A 17,012-nucleotide genomic window follows, 5' to 3' on the forward strand; every position below is an offset into this window, starting at 1 on the left:
CAAGTTCTGAATCGGTGGGGCGGGCCATTAGGTCCGCTCCACCGGTGTTTTAACCGCATTACAATCATCTTGGGCCCCTTTGTGGACCTGAGGAACAGCACTGAGGAGATCCACGTGGCGAGCTTTGTAGACCGGGTAGTACTGCACGTATCCGGCGGTACCGGCGGCCACGGCTGTGTCTCCGTCCACCGGGAGAAGTTCAAGCCCCTCGGCGGACCCGACGGCGGCAACGGCGGCAACGGCGGGGACGTCATCCTGCGGGTCGACCCGCAGACCACCACCCTGCTCGACTACCACCATGCCCCGCACCGCCACGCCACCAACGGCGGCCCCGGCATGGGCGACTGGCGCGGCGGCAAGAGCGGCGAAACCCTGATCCTTCCGGTTCCCGAGGGCACCGTGGTCAAGTCCAAGGACGGGAGGGTCCTGGCCGACCTCGTGGGCGAAGGCACGGAATTCATTGCCGCGGCCGGCGGCATCGGCGGCCTCGGCAACGCCTCGCTGTCCTCGCAGAAGCGCCGCGCCCCCGGCTTCGCCCTGCTCGGCATCGAAGGCGACTCCAGCGACATCGTGCTGGAATTGAAGTCCATCGCGGACATCGCCCTCGTGGGCTTCCCCTCGGCCGGCAAGTCCAGCCTCATCGCCGCGATGTCCGCCGCGCGCCCCAAGATCGCCGACTACCCCTTCACCACGCTGATCCCGAACCTGGGCGTCGTCCAGGCCGGCGAAGTGCGCTTCACCATCGCCGACGTCCCGGGCCTGATCGAGGGCGCCAGCGAGGGCAAGGGCCTCGGCCACCACTTCCTGCGCCACGTCGAGCGCTGCGCCGCCCTGGTGCACGTCCTGGACTGCGGCACGCTCGAATCGGACCGCGACCCGCTCTCCGACCTGGCCATCATCGAGGCCGAACTTGAGAAGTACGCGGTGGACATGAGCTACAGCGGAACCGACGGCGAAGTCGTGCCGCTGAACCACCGCCCCCGCCTGGTCGCCCTGAACAAGGTGGACCTGCCGGACGGCAAGGACATGGCCGGGTTCGTCCGCCCGGAACTGGAATCCCGCGGCTACAAGGTCTTTGAAGTCTCCGCCACGAGCCACGAAGGCCTCCGCCAGCTCGGCTTCGCCATGGGTGAGATCGTCAAGGCAGCCCGCGACGCCGTCGCCGCCGCACCGCCCAAGGTCCACGCGCCGGTGCTGAAGCCCCGCGCCGTCAACGAATCAGGCTTCCTGATCCGCCGCGAAGAGAAGAACCTGGAGCCACTGTTCCGCGTTATCGGTGACAAGCCGGTGCGCTGGGTCAAGCAGACCGACTTCACCAACGAGGAAGCGATCGGCTACCTCGCGGACCGCCTCGCCAAGCTCGGCGTCGAAAACGAACTGTTCAAGAAGGGCGCCACGCCGGGCGACATGGTCGTGATCGGCGAGGACGACGGCGTCGTCTTCGACTGGGAGCCGACCATGATGGCCGGCGCCGAGCTGCTGGCCGCCCCGCGCGGCACCGACGTCCGCTTCGCCGATATCGGCGACCGCCCCACCCGCGGGCAGAAGCGCGACGAGCAGGTCGAGCGCCGCGAGGCCAAGGCCGCCGCCCGCGCGGAGCTCGAAGCCGAACGCAAGGCCGGCATCTGGACCGAATCCGTCAGCGGACGCCGGGCCGCCAAGCCGCTCAAGGAGAGTGGACTGGCCGCCGACGATGAGGAGTGAGACCGCAGAAGTGACTGAAAATTCCGCAATAATCATCGAGGAACCGAAGATCGACGACCGCAGGGTGCTCGCCCGGGCCCGCCGGATTGTGGTCAAAGTCGGATCGTCATCGCTCACCAGCATCAAGGGCGGGATTTCGGAAGAGGCCCTCATCGGGCTTTCGGATGCCCTGGCGGCGAAGGCCATCGCCGGCACGGAGATCATCCTCGTGTCCTCGGGAGCCATCTCGGCAGGGCTGGCCCCCCTGGGCCTGATGAAGCGGCCGCGTGACCTCGCCACCCAGCAGGCCGCCGCCAGCGTGGGGCAGGGACTGCTCATGGCCCGCTACACCCAGGCGTTCGGGGCCCACGGCGTCACCGTCAGCCAGGTTCTGCTGACCGCTGATGACCTGATGCGGCGCAGCCACCATGCGAACGCATTCCGTGCCCTGAACCGGCTGCTCAACCTCGGCGTCGTGCCGGTGGTCAATGAGAACGACACTGTGGCCACGCACAAGATCCGCTTCGGCGACAACGACAGGCTCTCAGCCCTCGTGGCGCATCTGGTCCGGGCCGACGCCCTGGTGCTGCTCTCGGACGTCGACTCGCTGTACGACGGCCCGCCGGCCAAGGGTGCCAAGCGCATTCCGCAGGTGGATGGCCCCGGGGATCTCGAGGGCGTGTCCATCGGCAAGCCGGGCAAGGCAGGCGTGGGCACCGGCGGGATGCAGACCAAGGTCGAGGCGGCCACCATGGCCGCCGATTCCGGCATCCCCGCACTGGTCACCTCAACGGCCAACGCCGCAGCCGCCCTGGCGGGCGAGGACGTCGGGACCTGGTTCACCGTCAACAGCGGCCGCAAATCCGTGCGGATGATGTGGCTCGCCCACCTGGCGCACGTCCAGGGCCGGCTCTTCCTTGACGACGGCGCCGTGCGGGCCGTGCGGGACAATCACACCTCGCTGCTCCCCGCCGGAATTACATCGGTCGACGGCACCTTTGAAGCAGGCGACGCCGTGGAAATGGTGTCCGGTGACGGCACGGTGATCGCCCGCGGGCTGGTCAACTATGCCGCCGCGGAACTGCCGCAGATGCTGGGCCGCTCCACCGTGGAACTCGGCGAGTCCCTGGGCCGCGGGTTCGACCGTGAGGTTGTTCATGTGGACGACCTGGTGCTGGTCTGAGCGGTCCACTCGCCTAGACTTGAAGGATGACTGAGGCAATAGTTCACCAGGCCGCTGGCAATTCCGACGATTCCACGCAGGTTCCTCCCGCGACGGAGCAGGGGAAAATCTCCACTCCGGCGGAGGTTGAAACGGCCGTCCACGCCGTCGCCGACCGCTCCCGCCACGCCGCCCGCAGGATGGCGCGCGCCAACCGTGCGTGGAAGGACCGCGGCCTGCGCGCCATCAGCGCCGCGCTGCTCGAGAGCAAGAGCCAGATCCTGGCCGCCAACGCCAAGGACGTCGCCGCCGGCCGGTCCAACGGCACCAGCGCGGCCCTGCTGGACCGGCTCACCCTCACCGGCAGCCGGATCGATGCGCTGGCGGCCGCCATGGAAAACCTCGCCACCCTGCCCGATCCGGTCGGCAACGTGGTCCGCGGCCAGACCCTGCCCAACGGCCTGCGGCTGCGCCAGATCAACGTGCCGATGGGCGTCGTGGCGGCCATCTACGAGGCCCGGCCGAACGTCACCGTGGATATCGCCGGGCTCGCCCTCAAGAGCGGCAACGCCGTGATCCTGCGCGGGGGCACCGCTGCCGCCGCCACCAACGCCGCCCTCGTCACGATCCTCCGTGACGCCCTGGAATCGGCAGGGCTGCCGGCCGACGCCGTCCAGAGCGTGGACCAGTACGGCCGCGAAGGTGCCAACGCGCTGATGCGCGCCCGCGGCCGGGTGGACGTCCTCATTCCCCGGGGCGGCCGCGAACTGATCCAGTCCGTCGTGACCAACGCCTCCGTTCCGGTCATCGAGACCGGCGAAGGCAACGTGCACATCTACCTGGACGCCTCCGCCACCGAGGAAATGGCCGTGGACATCCTGCTCAACGCCAAGACCCAGCGGCCCAGCGTGTGCAATACGGTGGAGACGCTGCTGGTGCACTCCTCCTCCACGGTGCTGCCCGCCGTCGCCGCGGCCCTCCGCGCGGCCGGCGTCAGGCTGCACGCGGACGCGCGGATCCGGGCCGCCCTCCCGGCATCGATCGACTCCGTGCCCGCCACCGAGGAGGACTGGGCCACCGAATACATGGACCTGGACCTTGCCGTGGCCATGGTGGACAGCCTGGATGACGCCGTCAAGCACATCCGGACCTGGTCCACCGGGCACACCGAGGCCATCCTGACCAACGACCTCGCCAACGCCGAGCGCTTCATCGCGGAGGTCGATTCGGCCGCGGTGATCGTGAACGCCTCCACCCGGTTCACCGACGGCGGCGAGCTGGGCCTCGGCGCCGAGGTGGGGATCTCCACCCAGAAGCTGCACGCCCGCGGGCCCATGGGACTCACCGAGCTGACCACCACGAAGTGGATTGTGCAGGGCGAGGGCCAGATCAGGGGCTAGCAACGCTGTAACATGGAACGGAAGAACGGACGGCAGGGACATCCGCCGTCGTCACATCCTGAACTCAACTAGGGGAGAACATGCTGTTGCAGCAGATCGCCACATTCGTCGCCGCCGCCGGCGAATCCGGCCATGAGGAACTGGCACCGCTGATTGCACCGCCACTTGTCATTGGCGCCTCGATGTTCGCGGTCCTGCTCGTCATGATGTTCATCACCCTGTCCTACTCCAACCTGGGCAGGCGCCACGAGGCCGCCGAGGAGCATGCGGATCCGCACCGCCAGCACCCCAACAAGCACGATCACGGGCAGGGCCACTAATATTTCCGCCACCATGAAGCAGAGCGGCGCCACGCGCCGCCTGCGCCTGGGCGTGATGGGCGGAACGTTCGATCCGATCCACCACGGCCACCTTGTCGCGGCCAGCGAGGTCGCGTCCAAGTTCGGCCTGGACGAAGTGGTGTTCGTGCCCACCGGCGAGCCCTGGCAGAAGTCAAGCAGGAAGGTCAGCGAGGCCGAGCACCGGTACCTCATGACCGTCATCGCCACGGCCTCGAACCCGCGCTTCACCGTCAGCAGGGTTGACGTGGACCGGCCGGGGCCCACGTACACGATCGACACGCTGCGTGACCTGCACACCCTGCGCCCGGACGCCGATCTCTTCTTCATCACCGGCGCGGACGCGATGGCCCAGATTCTTTCCTGGAAAGACATCGACGAGCTGTGGTCGCTGGCGCACTTCGTGGGCGTGACCAGGCCCGGCCACGTGCTGGACGGCATGGGCCGGAAGGACGTCAGCCTGCTGGAGGTCCCGGCCATGGCCATCTCCTCGACGGACTGCCGTGCCAGGGTGGCGGCCGGAAACCCCGTCTGGTACCTCGTGCCCGACGGCGTGGTGCAGTACATCGCCAAGTATGGCCTTTACGAGGGCCGGGCCGACCCCGCGGACGGCGCTGAGCATTTTCCTGCGGAGCACTTTCCTGCGGAGCATATTCCTGCGGAGGGCGAAGCTGCGGGGATCGACGCGCGGCATGACCCGGCCATCGAGATAATCCAACCAGCCCGCACTGAATGAGTTTGCCATGAGTCAGGAACAGCCTCCCGTCCGCAGCCGGCGCGAATTGCGCCAGGCCAGAGCCGAACGCGTGGAAGCGAACCAGGAGCCCGGCACCACGGGTCCCGGCGTGGTTCCGGCTGCCGCAAAACCTGCCTCGAAACCTGTCCTGAAACCTGCCCCCGTTGCCCCCGCCGGGCCTGCTGCCGCCGAACCCGCCGGCCGGAGCCGCCGGGTGGCTGAAGGCCCCGCCGACTCGGTCCGCGCCCAGTCCTCCGCCGAACACTCTTCCCCCGAACACTCTTCCGCTGAACGCTCCTCGCAGGTCCGGGCGCGGGACCGGGCGACGCTGCGCACCATCAAGGAACTGGCGGAGAAAGAGGGCCATCTCGCCCAGGGAGGAGCGCCCACCCGGCGCCAGCTCCGCCTGCTGCAACTGGCGGCCGAAACGGCTCCGGCCACCGCAGCCAATCTGATCGTTCCGGTCTCGCCGCGGACCCGGGCCACCCCGGTTGTCGCGCAGCCCGGCGCGCAGCCCGGGGCGGGTAACGGACCGGCGCCGCAGCCCGGCGCCCAGCCCGGCGCCCCGATCCCCGGCCAGGCCCCAGAGCAGGCCCCTGGGCAGGACACCGCCGGCGGCACGCTCCGCCCCGGAGGGCCGCCGCCGGAGGGGATGACCGTGGAACAGGCCCTGGCGGCCCGGGAACTCCTGGCCCGGCAGGCCCACAACCAGGTCGCAAAAATGGAGCACATCGCTGCCACGGATCCCGACGCCGTCGATCCGGATGTGCTCGCCGAACAGATTGCGCTGGCTGAGCGCGCCGCGGTGCTGAACCGCCGCGCCGCGGCCAAGCAGAAGCTGGCCGAACAAAACAGCCGGCCGGCCCCGGTACGCAGCGACCCGTCGACCGCCAGCAACCTGGCCATGGTCACGCCGCTGGAATTCGTCGAGGTCCCTGGCGTGGAGCGGCCGGTCATGAAGCGCCCTGCCACGTCCTATGTTCCGGTGGTTACCAACCCGGGCCCCCGGGTGGAGAACCCCCGGAAGTCCGGCACGCGTCGCCCCGGGTTTTCGCTGCAGCGGGGCCCCCGCCCCGCAACCGGCCGTGCCGGGGTGCTGGCCCGTGCGGAGGCTGCCGCCAGAGCAGCATCCGGCCTGGCAGCGTCCTCAAGCGGGACCCCCGGGACCGCCTCGGCGCCGGAGTCGGAGGAGGAGTTTGCGGGCCGGGCGCCGGTGGCCGCAAGTTCAGCCTATGGGCTTGATCCGCTTGATGCGGCCACGGCCGGTCTCGGCCGGGCCCGCCGCCTCCGGATGATCCAGGTGGCGGTGCTGGCCCTGGGCGTTCTTGCCCTCGTCGCCGGCATCACGCTGATCATCACCAGCCTGGGACGCTAGTTCCGCAGCCTGGTACCGCCGGCACGAGCACGCCAGCGCTTGGAACACAGCGCCGGGACAACAAGCTTTCACACCTCAACAGTTTTACATCACAACAAGGAGTCCCATGACTGCAACCGATTCATCCATCGCCACAGCCCGCCACGCAGCCCGAGCTGCCGCTGAGAAGCTGGCCGATGACATCGTCGCCCTGGACGTCAGCGAGCGTCTTGCGCTGGCCGATGTCTTCCTGATCGCCTCGGCGCCCAGCGAACGCCAGGTCAACGCCATCGTCGACGGTGTCGAGGAAGAACTCTCCAAGTTCGACCTCAAGCCCACGCGCCGCGAAGGCCGCTCCGGCGGCCGCTGGGTCCTGCTGGACTACTCCGACGTCGTCATCCACGTCCAGCACGAGGAAGACCGCGTGTTCTACGCGCTGGAGCGCCTGTGGAAGGATTGCCCCGTCGTCGATCTCCAGCTCGGAGACGATGCCTCGGCGAAGGCAGCCGCCGGCACCGAAACGGAGTAACCGCACGGACGGAACGGCCTGAACAGCACCAGCCTGAATATGCCCGATTTGGAATTTTCGGAAAGGCTGTTCTAAGATATTTGAGTTGCTTCGGAGAGATCCGGACACAGTACCGGAACCGGACGCGTCAGCGGGCGGAGCCGGGGCAACGAAAATTCGGGGCTGTGGCGCAGCTGGTAGCGCACCTGCATGGCATGCAGGGGGTCAGGGGTTCGAGTCCCCTCAGCTCCACCGGATAATCCGCCGGAATCGAAAGATTCCGGCGGATTTTTTTCTGCCCGCTGCCGCCCCTCCGGTCGCCGCCTGGGCTGGCGCCGTCCGGGGGGACTTTGGACCCATAAGGGCGCTGGAGAGTGCTGAACGACGGCGTGTCCCCGTCAAAGAGCCCCGCGACCGCGTCACCGGTTGGTCAAGGGTCTTTTCACTGGTTTTTCACCAGAGCGTACGTCGATTCGCGTCTGCAGGAAATATGGTTTAAGCTGATCAGGTTGCTTTCGGGAAGAGAGTTCTTTCCCGTCAATTTCGGGGCTGTGGCGCAGCTGGTAGCGCACCTGCATGGCATGCAGGGGGTCAGGGGTTCGAGTCCCCTCAGCTCCACCGTAAAGGCCCTGCTCGGAACGTGAACAAAGTCCAGGCGATTGAGCGGGGCCTCAGCAATTTGAAGACGAAACGAGCCATCCGTTTGGGTGGCTCGTTTTCGTTGTCCCCGGGGATCTGCTGCGGTCCTGCCGGGGTTCGGGGGATTCCATCGAGGCCACCCCACCTCTCCGCGTTGTGTACCGTGATGTCCTTGTCCTATCCCTACTGGGCCTCGATCCGGGCCTCGATCCAAGTGGAAGCTGCGTAGGAGCTACCTGTATTCGAGTAGCCGCTACTCGTGCGCCGCCGTGCTCCGGCGTCTAGTTTCGTGGCAATGACCAATTGTCGATACAAGGTCGGAAGCGGGTCTCTTAAATGCGCGATCACACATGGCCTCGATCAGTGAGGCGACTATCTCGGCTGGGACTTGCACTTGCGCTCGCCCTACCGCTGATGGGCACCATCGCATTCAATGGCGGAGCGGCCGTGGCGGCCGTGTCCTGCACGCCCGGTACTCCCGCGCCCACGGATCCTTATCCGGGGACGACGGCGGCGGCGACCAACTTCGAATCGGGAACTCTGTCCCCGTTCACACCCTTCACCGCGGTTACGGGAACCGTCTCGGTCTCCTCGGCATCTTCGCACTCTCCGGGCTGCTCGGCCTTCCTGCATGCAACCACGGACAACGGTTCGATCGCCAAAATGTCCGTCGGCCTGACGCCCGGGATGAAGGAGGCGTACGCGGACGGCTGGTTCAATGTCGCCGCAGAGGGTGTGGCAGGGAACGACGTTCCGTATTTCCGCTTCTTTTCCGGCGGCATCCGATACCTGGATGTCTTCCGGCATAACATCTCCAATGATCTCGTGGTCCGGGTGACGTCCCCCACGGGGTTCCTCTACACCACTGTCGTTCCCACGGTTGCCCTGGGCACCTGGCACCATCTGGTGATGCACGTCGTTCCCAAGGGCACCTCCACCGGGGTGCAGATCTGGTGGGACGGGCAGTCTGTCTTTGCCAGCAACACGGTCAACATCACTGCACCAAGGTTCGACACCGTGCAGCTCGGGGCCGAACACGATCAGCAAAAGGGTGACCTCTACGTCGATGACGTCATCATCAACAGCGGCTCCGGAACTCCCGGACCGGTACCCGGCACCCTCCCCGGTCCCGGCGGCGGCCCCGGCGGCGGCCCCGTCCCGCCCGCGGCCACGACCGACATCAAGGCGGCGGCGGCCGGGAACCCCGATCTCGGCCCGTCAACCTCGCCGATAACTTGCGGGCAGCCGGGCGGCGGCTGCTATCAGGACTACCAGGGCGGGGCGGTCATCTGGTCGGCCGCCACGGGCGCGCACCCCACGTCGGGGGACGTCCGCGCGGCCTGGGCCCGGACAGGGTTCCTGACCGGAGTCATGGGCTATCCCACCGGCGACGTTGTCTGCGGGCAGCCCGGCGGCGGCTGCTATCAGGACTACCAGGGCGGGGCGATCATCTGGTCGGCTGCCACGGGCGCGCACCCCACGTCGGGGGACGTCCGCGCGGCCTGGGCCCGGACAGGGTTCCTCACCGGAGTCCTGCGCTATCCCACCGGCGACGTCGTCTGCGGGCAGCCCGGCGGCGGCTGCTATCAGGACTACCAGGGCGGGGCGATCATCTGGTCGGCTGCCACGGGCGCGCACCCCACGTCCGGGTCCGTCCGCGCGGCCTGGGCCCGCACGGGTTTCCTGACCGGAGTCCTGCGCTATCCCACCGGCGACGTCGTCTGCGGGCAGCCCGGCGGCGGCTGCTATCAGGACTACCAGGGCGGCGCGATCATCTGGTCGGCTGCCACGGGCGCGCACCCCACGTCCGGGGACGTCCGCGCGGCCTGGGCCCGGACCGGGTTCCTGACCGGAATCCTGCGCTATCCCACCTCTGACGTCGTATGCGGCCAGCCCGGCGGCGGCTGCTATCAGGACTACCAGGGCGGAGCGATCATCTGGTCCCCGTCCACCGGCGCGCACCCCACAGCCGGCGCCATCCGGATAGCGTGGGCATCCACCGGTTTCCTCAATGGCCGGCTGGGCTACCCGACCTCCGACGAGCATCCCATCGGCGGCGGCAGCGTCGCCCAGAATTACCAGGGAGGGCAAATCTCCTGGTCACCGGTCACCGGCACCCGCATTACGTAATGCACCTGAGTGGGGAATGACTCCAAGCGCAGCTTCAATGGAAGTGTTGAGACCTCCGGACCGGGGCGGACTTGCCAAGAGCGTGCTCCCGCCCGGAGGTTTCCTCGCGCAGGGGGCCCACGTCGCCGGCCCCGACTATTATTGGGAACGTGAACGAGACCCTGCCGCCGTGCCCCGAATGCGCCAGCGAATACACCTACGAGATGGGGGCGCTCCTGGTCTGCCCGGAGTGCGCGCATGAATGGTCCCCGGCCGCGGACGCCGAGGAAGAACCCGCCGACGCCACCATCAAGGACGCGGTCGGCAATATCCTGGCCGACGGGGATACTGTCACCGTCATCAAGGACCTTAAGGTCAAGGGCAGCTCCGCCCCGATCAAGGTGGGCACGAAGGTCCGCGGCATCCGCCTCGTCAACGGAGTCGGCGACCATGACATCGACTGCAAGGTCGACGGCTTCGGCCCCATGCAGCTCAAGTCCAGCGTCGTCAAGAAGATCTGACGGAGCCACCGCCATTACCGATTTGAGCACAGCCGACGGCAAGCTGCGGTCCGCCGACGTCGTCGTGATCGGCGCGGGGCAGGCCGGGCTCTCCGCCGCCTACCACCTGCAGCGCCGCGGCTTCGTCCCCGCCGGGACAGCGGCAACAGGGACCGCGGCAACAGGGGCCGCGACGACGGAGGCGGCCGCCGGCGCCGCCGGTCCCCGGACGTACACCGTGCTCGACGCCGAGGACGGCCCGGGCGGTGCCTGGCGGCACCGCTGGAAGAGCCTGCTGATGGCCACGGTGAACGGCATCAGCGACCTTCCCGGCATCGCACAGCCGGACGTCGACCCGGCCGAGGCCAGTTCAAGTTTCCTCACCCGCTACTTCGGCGGCTACGAGCAGGACCTGGCGCTGGCCATCGAGCGGCCGGTCAAGGTCGGCGCCGTCCGCCGGGAGGACGAGGATCCTGCCGGACGCCTGCGGATCACCACCTCCCGCGGCGGGTGGTCCGCCCGGGCCGTGATCAACGCCACCGGCACCTGGACCCGGCCCTTCTGGCCCATCTACCCGGGCCAGGCGACCTTCCGGGGGCGGCAGCTCCACGTCGCGGACTACGTCTCTGCCGAGGAGTTCCGCGGCCGCCACGTGATCGTGGTCGGCGGTGGCATCTCGGCCGTCGGCCTGCTCGACGAGATCTCCCGGGTCACCAGCACCACGTGGTTCACCCGCCGGGAACCGGTCTGGCGGGACGAAGCCTTCGACCGGCAGGCGGGCCACGACGCCGTCGCCCTCGTCGAGGAGCGCGTGCGCCGGGGCCTCCCGCCGCAGAGCGTCGTCGCGGTGACCGGGCTGATCTGGACCCCGGCACTTCGCGCCGCCGCCGCCCGCGGCGTGCTCGAGCGGCACCCGATGTTCACCGGGATCGAGCCCGACGGCGTGCGGCTGGCCGACGGGAGCTTCCTGGCCGCCGGCGTGATCCTGTGGGCCACCGGTTTCCGGGCCGAGCTCGAACACCTTGCCCCGCTCCATCTGCGCGGGCCCGGCGGCGGAATCGCGATGGACGGCACCCGCGTGGCTGTGGAGCCGCGGGTCCACCTGGTCGGCTACGGCCCCTCGTCCTCGACGATCGGGGCCAACCGGGCCGGCAGGGCCGCCGTGACGGGCATCGCCAGACTGCTCGCCGGTTCGGGATAACGTAAAGCAACGCGGGGTCACTTACGGCCCATCCCGGGGCCCAAGATGGGCCGTAAGTGACCCCGCGTTGAAGTGCAGTACCACGGTCCAAGCACCCCGGCTAAATTCCCAAGCCCGAACAGACTAGGCGGCACCGCGAACGTGGCTGACAATACCCTTGAAACGCTCTTCTCCCGGCTCAGGAGGTTCCCCGACGTCGAGGCAGCGAACCTCCAGGCCTGGGATGCCACGGACAAGCTCCTGCTGGACACCGCGGCCGGCCTCCTGGGACCCGGCAGGCCCGCCGTCGTGGGGGACCGCTACGGCGCCCTGACCCTCGGCGCGCTGGCCCTTGAGTCTGTCTCCGCTGCCGGTGCCGGTGCCGAAAACCATCCGGTGCGGGTGCACCAGGACCTCATCACCGGCGAGCGCGCGCTGCGCCATAACGCCGAAGCCCTCGGCATCACCGGCGGCTTCGAACAGCTCCCGCTGGGAGCGGCCCTCCTGGCGGGCGCGTCGGTGGTGCTGCTGCAGCTGCCCAAGTCGCTGGCCGAACTGGAGGAAATCGCCGACGCCGTGGCCCGCCACGCGGCACCTGGCGCCGTGGTGTTGGCCGGTGGCAGGGTCAAACACATGAGCCGGGGCATGAACGCGGTCCTGGAGCGCTATTTCGGGACGGTCCAGCCCCAGCTCGCCCGGCAGAAATCACGGATCCTGCTGGCCAGCGGACCCAGGCCGGCCACCGGTGCTCCGCCGTTTCCCGTCACCGAATTGAACGCCGAGCTGGTCCTGACGGTCTGTGCCCGCGGCGCCGTCTTCGCCGGCACGGGCCTGGACATCGGAACGCGGTTCCTGCTGGACTTCCTGCCCCGGATGCCGCATGCCCGGCACGCCATCGACCTGGGCTGCGGCACCGGAATCCTGGCGGCGATGTACGCGCGCAGCAACCCCGGCGCGCGGGTCACTGCCACCGACCAGTCGGCCGCCGCCGTCGACTCCGCCTTCGCTACGGCCCGGGCCAACGGTCTCCAGGGCCAGATCGACGTCCTCCAGGATGACGCCCTCAGCTCGTTGCCGCAGGGGAGTGCCGACCTGGTCCTCCTGAACCCGCCCTTCCACCTGGGTGCCGCCGTGCACGCCGGGGCCGGAATCAAGATGATCCAGGCGGCCGGACGCGTCCTGGCCCCGGGCGGGGAACTGTGGACGGTGTTCAACAGCCACCTGCACTACCGGCCCGCGCTGGAACGCCTGATCGGCCCCACCCGCGAGGTGGGCAGGAACCCGAAATTCACCGTGACGGCAAGCATCAGGAAAACTGCCGGAGCGTGAAGGCGGCGGGTGTGCCCATGCCCGCGCGTAACGTGCCATGCTGGGATCAGCACTGCTAAACCGACGACGTCCAGGGGGTATCAGTGACTGAGATCCGCCGGCCCTCACCGCGGCGCGGAACGAACCTGCCCCGCATGGGCGACTTCAACCTCACCGTCATCCTGGATGCCATCCGGCGCGTCCCGGCCGGCCTGAGCCGGGTGGAGCTGGCCCAGCTCGTCGGGCTGTCCCCGCAGACGGTCTCCAACATTTCCCGCCGCCTGCTGGACCAGGACCTGATCGTGGAGGCGGGCAAGGAAGGCACCGGTCCGGGCAAGCCGCGGACCATGCTGCGCCTGAACTCCTCCGGAAAGTACGCGGTGGGGGTCCATCTGGACCCGGCTGTGACAACCTTCGTGGTGCTGGACCTCGTCGGCGCCGTGGTCAAACATTCCCGGATCACCACCCCGGCCGGCGCGGACCCGGACGCCGTCATTGGCACCATTGCCGCCGAGATCAAGCAGCTGATCGCCGGTTCCGGCGTGGAGGCGGCCAGGATCGCCGGGCTGGGCGTCGCTTCGCCGGGACCCGTTGACCTTGGGGAGGGCATCGTCGTGGACCCGCCGCTCCTGCCCGGCTGGCACCGTGTGCCGCTGCGGGACGCCCTGGCGGCGGCCACCGGGCTGTCCACTCTCGTGGACAAGGACGCCACCAGCGCTGCCGTTGCCGAGACCTGGGCCGGCGGTCCCAGCGGTGCCGGCAGCTTCATCTTCATGTATATGGGGACCGGCATCGGCTGCGGAATCGTCCTGAACGACGAGGTGGTGCGCGGCACCTCGGGAAACGCCGGCGAGATCGGCCACATCGTGGTGGACCCAGGCGGCCCGCCGTGCGACTGCGGGCAGCGCGGTTGTGTGAATTCCACCTGCATCCCGCGGGTGCTCGTGGCCCAGGCAGAGTCGGCCGGCATCCTGGCCGGTTCCGGCGACCGCACGGACCGCACCGACCGCACCGACCGCACCGGTCCCGCCGACGCCACCGGCGCCGCAGACGGACCGGCGGTCCAGGAGCGCTTTGCCCGGCTCTGCGCCCAGGCCGCTGCCGGGGACGGGCAGGCCAGGCAGATCATCGAACGTTCCGCCGTGCTCGTGGCGCGGGCCGTCTCAACCGTCACCGATGTCCTGGACGTGGACCGCGTGGTGTTCGGCGGCCCGTTCTGGTCCTGTCTGTCCGAGCAGTATCTGGAACGGATCCCGGACCTCGTCAGGGAGAGCAGCGCCACCCGCAGGATCCACGCCATCGAGGTGGTGGGCACCGGAGTCGGCGAGGATGTCGGCGCCATCGGCGCGGCCTGCCTCGTGCTCGAGCACACCCTCGCCCCGCGCTCCCAGCGCCTCCTGCTCGAGGGCTAGGACTCGAGGGGTAGGACACGCCAGCCGGCCGGGACACGCCGGCCGGCCGCGACTCTACAGCCAGGCAGTACCCTCAGTCGATGTCTTCGATGACCGTGCCGAAGGGGATGGTGTCGTCAAGATGCGCCTGATGGCCGTGCGGAAGCACAACTACCCGGACACCGTGCAGTTTGTCCGCCGCGGACTGCATCAGGACCGGCCGGACGGTGTTGATGAGACTCTCGCTCTTGCCGGCGAGATACTCCTGGTAGCTGGCTGGAAGCTGGATCATGGCAACAGGATAGCCCTGCATCCGCGCAATGGGGAGGGCCCCCGCCCCGGTCTCCGCTTCCAAAGCGGTCTCCGGCCCGGCCCTGCTTTTACGAGCCGCTTTTGATGATGATGTCGTCGAGGTAGGTGTCACCCATCTGCCTGGCGTGTTCGGCGCCGAGCTGCACGGCGGACAAGGTGGTGGATCCGGTGCTGACCTGGTTGCTGGAATAGACGGGGACGCTGTCGAACCAGACCTCGATCGTTGTAGCGCTCGTGTTGGGAACGACGTGCGTGACGACGTGATGCCAGGAGCCGAGGGGGATGCTGGAGGCCAGCAGGCGTGTGTAGACGGAGGCGCCGGTTGGTGATGTCACGCGCAGCCAGAGCTGGCCGTTGCTGTTGTACCGGTAGACGTCCGCGACCCGCGTGGTTCCGGTGAAGAACCGGAAATAGGGTACGTCGCTGCCTGCCAGGCCGGCCGTGGTGATGTTGAACCAGCCGTCTGCGTAGGCGGCCGGGGTGCCCGCGGGCAGGGGAGCGGTGAGGTAAGCCAGGGCGCCGGGATCGGAGGTTACGTGCAGGTAGCCGGCGCAGCCGCCGGAGTGTGCCAGTGCGGAAGAGACGGTGGCGGTCCCGGTTCCGGCGGTGTGGACGATGAACGGGGCCAGGCTTCCTGATTCGAAGTTGTCGGCCACGACGGTGGTGCCGGGGTAGGAGTCGGTCGGTGCGGGCGTGGCGGGCTGGCAGCTTGTGGCCGCAGACGCGATCCCGCGGTGGCCAGGCCGGCCCCCGGCAGTGGCACCAGAAGCAGGCCGATAAGCCCCAGTCTTTGTAGCTGTTTCATTGAGCTGCCCTCCGGGTCGGTCAAACAGTCGTCCGTAACTTCGGGCCTATATCGATAGTTCACACGTGTCAAGCCCCCGCGTCGACTCAAAGAAGACCTCCGCGCTGCCGGATGCGCTGCCTCAGGGCAGCACACCCGGATCATGCCCGGGCCGGTGTGCGGCATGCGCCGGATCCGCCGCGCCCCGGGGCCGCGTCCCGGGCAGGGGCGGGCCGGGCCGGGCGTGGACGCGCAGGCAGGGCACGCCGCCCCCGGCCACGCAATCGGCCCAATCCGCGAACAATATTCTGTCCGGACCCGCAACGTCGCGTAAAGCCGCGTCTTAATTCGGCGGCCGACTTGAATGCCCCCGCGGGGGCCCCTACAGTTGTAAGCAAGTTACCTCAGTAACGTGTCAGCGATCCTCCGCTGCAGGCCGCCCCTAGGCGTCCGAGGAGGGTGTGGGTGCCCCCATGTGGGCCTGACATTTGCTCACGGACAACTTCGTATCAGGCGTAACAGTCGCGGCTGCGTCCTGCAGAAGTTCCCTCCGTGTTCCCCAAACTCAATTCATTGACGGCACAGCTCCCGGATTTCCGGCGCTACCACCGCCAGTGGCCACAGCCAAGGACGCAAATGTCTCCACCAAGCCTTATTGACACCCATCCAAATCTTGCCGGCGCGGCGCCTGTCGCGCTGTCCTATGAACTGTTCCCGCCGCGGTCACCCGCCGCCGCGGAATCGCTCTGGACCACCATCGGCGAACTGGAAACCACGGACCCGGACTACGTGTCCGTGACCTATGGCGCCAGCGGCTCCAACCGGAGCACCGCCGTCGAGCTCATCAACCGGCTCGTGCAGGAGACCACCCTGCGGCCCCTGGCCCACCTGACCTGCGTGGGTAATTCCCCGGAGGAACTGGCGGAGATCATCGGCGAGCTGCTCGACGTCGGGGTGCGCGGCATCCTGGCGCTGCGCGGCGACCAGCCCAAGGACGGCGGCACGCCGCCGGAAGGGTCGCTGCGCTACGCCCAGGACCTGATCGAACTCATCCGCCGCGTGGAGCAGCGCCGCTCGGCGCTGCTGTGCGCCGGCAAGGTCGCCGTCGGCGTCGCCGCGTACCCCACCCGGCACCCGGAATCCCCGAGTGCTGCGCATGACATCGAAGTGCTGCTGGCCAAGCAGCGCTCCGGCGCCGACTTCGCCATCACCCAGGTCTTCTTCCACACCGAGCAGTACGCGGACCTGCTGACCCGGGCACGCCGGGCCGGGGTGACCATCCCGATCATTCCGGGCGTCATGCCGCTCACCAGCCTCCGCCGGCTCGCCCGGCTGGCCGAGCTGACCGGTGTGGAACCGCCTCCGGAACTCATCGATCGGCTCGCCGCCGCCGATTCCGACGCCGAACGGACCCGGATCGGGGTCAGCGCGACCGTGGACCTCGCCAACGCGGCCCTGGACGCCGGCGCTCCCGGCATCCACCTCTACACCTTCAACGAACACGCCGCAGCCCTGAAGGTGCTGGACAAACTCGCACTGCCCCGGCCGCGGCGCACACTTCACAACGCCGCACGCCGCACGCCGCACCGCAACCAGCTCGCCAGCTGA

General features: G+C 68.7%; 15 protein-coding genes and 2 tRNA genes. 15 read left to right on the forward strand and 2 right to left on the reverse strand.

Going from position 1 to position 17,012, the window contains the following annotated elements:
* Nucleotides 1-114: 114 nt before the first annotated feature.
* The 14 genes from obgE (at nt 115) to ACQCSZ_RS06920 (ending at nt 14,329) form a co-directional block, all read left to right on the forward strand.
* Complete coding sequence (gene obgE, locus ACQCSZ_RS06855; protein WP_427007295.1) at nt 115-1,704, forward strand: GTPase ObgE; 1,590 nt, start codon at nt 115-117, stop codon at nt 1,702-1,704.
* The gene (proB, locus tag ACQCSZ_RS06860) at nt 1,694-2,866 is read left to right on the forward strand and encodes a glutamate 5-kinase (protein ID WP_427007296.1); all 1,173 of its coding nucleotides are present in this window, start codon (nt 1,694-1,696) and stop codon (nt 2,864-2,866) included. Before obgE ends, proB begins: the two co-directional genes overlap by 11 nt.
* Before the next feature lie 26 nt (nt 2,867-2,892).
* Nucleotides 2,893-4,245, forward strand: a complete 1,353-nt coding sequence (locus ACQCSZ_RS06865; RefSeq protein WP_427007297.1) for a glutamate-5-semialdehyde dehydrogenase — start codon at nt 2,893-2,895, stop codon at nt 4,243-4,245.
* Nucleotides 4,246-4,325: 80 nt separating this feature from the next.
* Entirely contained in the window at nt 4,326-4,565 is a 240-nt protein-coding gene (locus ACQCSZ_RS06870) for a hypothetical protein (protein WP_427007298.1), read from the forward strand.
* Between the two features lie 55 nt (nt 4,566-4,620).
* Nucleotides 4,621-5,319 carry a nicotinate-nucleotide adenylyltransferase gene (gene nadD / locus ACQCSZ_RS06875; protein WP_427008268.1) on the forward strand — a complete coding sequence of 233 codons (699 nt, stop codon included), beginning with the start codon at nt 4,621-4,623 and terminating at the stop codon, nt 5,317-5,319.
* 7 nt (nt 5,320-5,326) lie between these two features.
* Complete coding sequence (locus tag ACQCSZ_RS06880; protein WP_427007299.1) at nt 5,327-6,694, forward strand: hypothetical protein; 1,368 nt, start codon at nt 5,327-5,329, stop codon at nt 6,692-6,694.
* A 106-nt stretch (nt 6,695-6,800) separates the two neighbouring features.
* Complete coding sequence (gene rsfS, locus ACQCSZ_RS06885; RefSeq protein WP_211878730.1) at nt 6,801-7,202, forward strand: ribosome silencing factor; 402 nt, start codon at nt 6,801-6,803, stop codon at nt 7,200-7,202.
* 158 nt (nt 7,203-7,360) lie between these two features.
* Nucleotides 7,361-7,433, forward strand: a tRNA-Ala gene (locus tag ACQCSZ_RS06890).
* 293 nt (nt 7,434-7,726) lie between these two features.
* Nucleotides 7,727-7,799 (forward strand) — tRNA-Ala (locus tag ACQCSZ_RS06895).
* A 435-nt stretch (nt 7,800-8,234) separates the two neighbouring features.
* A complete protein-coding gene (locus ACQCSZ_RS06900; protein WP_427007300.1) occupies nt 8,235-9,950 on the forward strand; it encodes a hypothetical protein in 1,716 nt (571 codons plus the stop codon).
* A gap of 149 nt (nt 9,951-10,099) precedes the next feature.
* Nucleotides 10,100-10,450, forward strand: coding sequence for a zinc ribbon domain-containing protein YjdM (locus ACQCSZ_RS06905; RefSeq protein WP_427007301.1), 351 nt, complete (start codon nt 10,100-10,102; stop codon nt 10,448-10,450).
* Nucleotides 10,451-10,472: 22 nt separating this feature from the next.
* The gene (locus ACQCSZ_RS06910) at nt 10,473-11,630 is read left to right on the forward strand and encodes an NAD(P)-binding domain-containing protein (protein ID WP_427007302.1); all 1,158 of its coding nucleotides are present in this window, start codon (nt 10,473-10,475) and stop codon (nt 11,628-11,630) included.
* A 141-nt stretch (nt 11,631-11,771) separates the two neighbouring features.
* The gene (locus ACQCSZ_RS06915) at nt 11,772-12,938 is read left to right on the forward strand and encodes a class I SAM-dependent methyltransferase (RefSeq protein ID WP_427007303.1); all 1,167 of its coding nucleotides are present in this window, start codon (nt 11,772-11,774) and stop codon (nt 12,936-12,938) included.
* Nucleotides 12,939-13,072: 134 nt separating this feature from the next.
* Nucleotides 13,073-14,329, forward strand: a complete 1,257-nt coding sequence (locus tag ACQCSZ_RS06920) for an ROK family transcriptional regulator (protein WP_427008269.1) — start codon at nt 13,073-13,075, stop codon at nt 14,327-14,329.
* A gap of 73 nt (nt 14,330-14,402) precedes the next feature.
* Here ACQCSZ_RS06920 and ACQCSZ_RS06925 read toward each other — a convergent pair whose 3' ends face one another.
* Nucleotides 14,403-14,600 (reverse strand): hypothetical protein, encoded by a 198-nt coding sequence (locus ACQCSZ_RS06925; RefSeq protein ID WP_427007304.1) that lies wholly within the window; start codon nt 14,598-14,600, stop codon nt 14,403-14,405.
* Nucleotides 14,601-14,688: 88 nt separating this feature from the next.
* Nucleotides 14,689-15,276, reverse strand: a complete 588-nt coding sequence (locus tag ACQCSZ_RS06930; RefSeq protein ID WP_427007305.1) for a hypothetical protein — start codon at nt 15,274-15,276, stop codon at nt 14,689-14,691.
* 764 nt (nt 15,277-16,040) lie between these two features.
* Here ACQCSZ_RS06930 and ACQCSZ_RS06935 point away from each other — a divergent pair.
* On the forward strand, nt 16,041-17,012 hold the full coding sequence (locus ACQCSZ_RS06935; protein ID WP_427007306.1) for a methylenetetrahydrofolate reductase: 972 nt from the start codon (nt 16,041-16,043) through the stop codon (nt 17,010-17,012).

Source organism: Pseudarthrobacter sp. H2 (assembly GCF_050157045.1).
GTDB lineage: Bacteria > Actinomycetota > Actinomycetes > Actinomycetales > Micrococcaceae > Arthrobacter.

Excerpts from the sequence above, each read along its gene's own strand:
- proB (WP_427007296.1), top strand. The coding sequence starts at position 1,694 with ATGAGGAGTGAGACCGCAGAAGTGACTGAAAATTCCGCAATAATCATC.
- ACQCSZ_RS06880 (WP_427007299.1), top strand. The coding sequence starts at position 5,327 with ATGAGTCAGGAACAGCCTCCCGTCCGCAGCCGGCGCGAATTGCGCCAG.
- ACQCSZ_RS06870 (WP_427007298.1), top strand. The coding sequence starts at position 4,326 with ATGCTGTTGCAGCAGATCGCCACATTCGTCGCCGCCGCCGGCGAATCC.
- rsfS (WP_211878730.1), top strand. The coding sequence starts at position 6,801 with ATGACTGCAACCGATTCATCCATCGCCACAGCCCGCCACGCAGCCCGA.
- ACQCSZ_RS06925 (WP_427007304.1), bottom strand. The coding sequence starts at position 14,600 with ATGATCCAGCTTCCAGCCAGCTACCAGGAGTATCTCGCCGGCAAGAGC.
- nadD (WP_427008268.1), top strand. The coding sequence starts at position 4,621 with ATGGGCGGAACGTTCGATCCGATCCACCACGGCCACCTTGTCGCGGCC.
- ACQCSZ_RS06920 (WP_427008269.1), top strand. The coding sequence starts at position 13,073 with ATGGGCGACTTCAACCTCACCGTCATCCTGGATGCCATCCGGCGCGTC.
- ACQCSZ_RS06865 (WP_427007297.1), top strand. The coding sequence starts at position 2,893 with ATGACTGAGGCAATAGTTCACCAGGCCGCTGGCAATTCCGACGATTCC.
- ACQCSZ_RS06935 (WP_427007306.1), top strand. The coding sequence starts at position 16,041 with ATGTCTCCACCAAGCCTTATTGACACCCATCCAAATCTTGCCGGCGCG.
- ACQCSZ_RS06900 (WP_427007300.1), top strand. The coding sequence starts at position 8,235 with ATGGGCACCATCGCATTCAATGGCGGAGCGGCCGTGGCGGCCGTGTCC.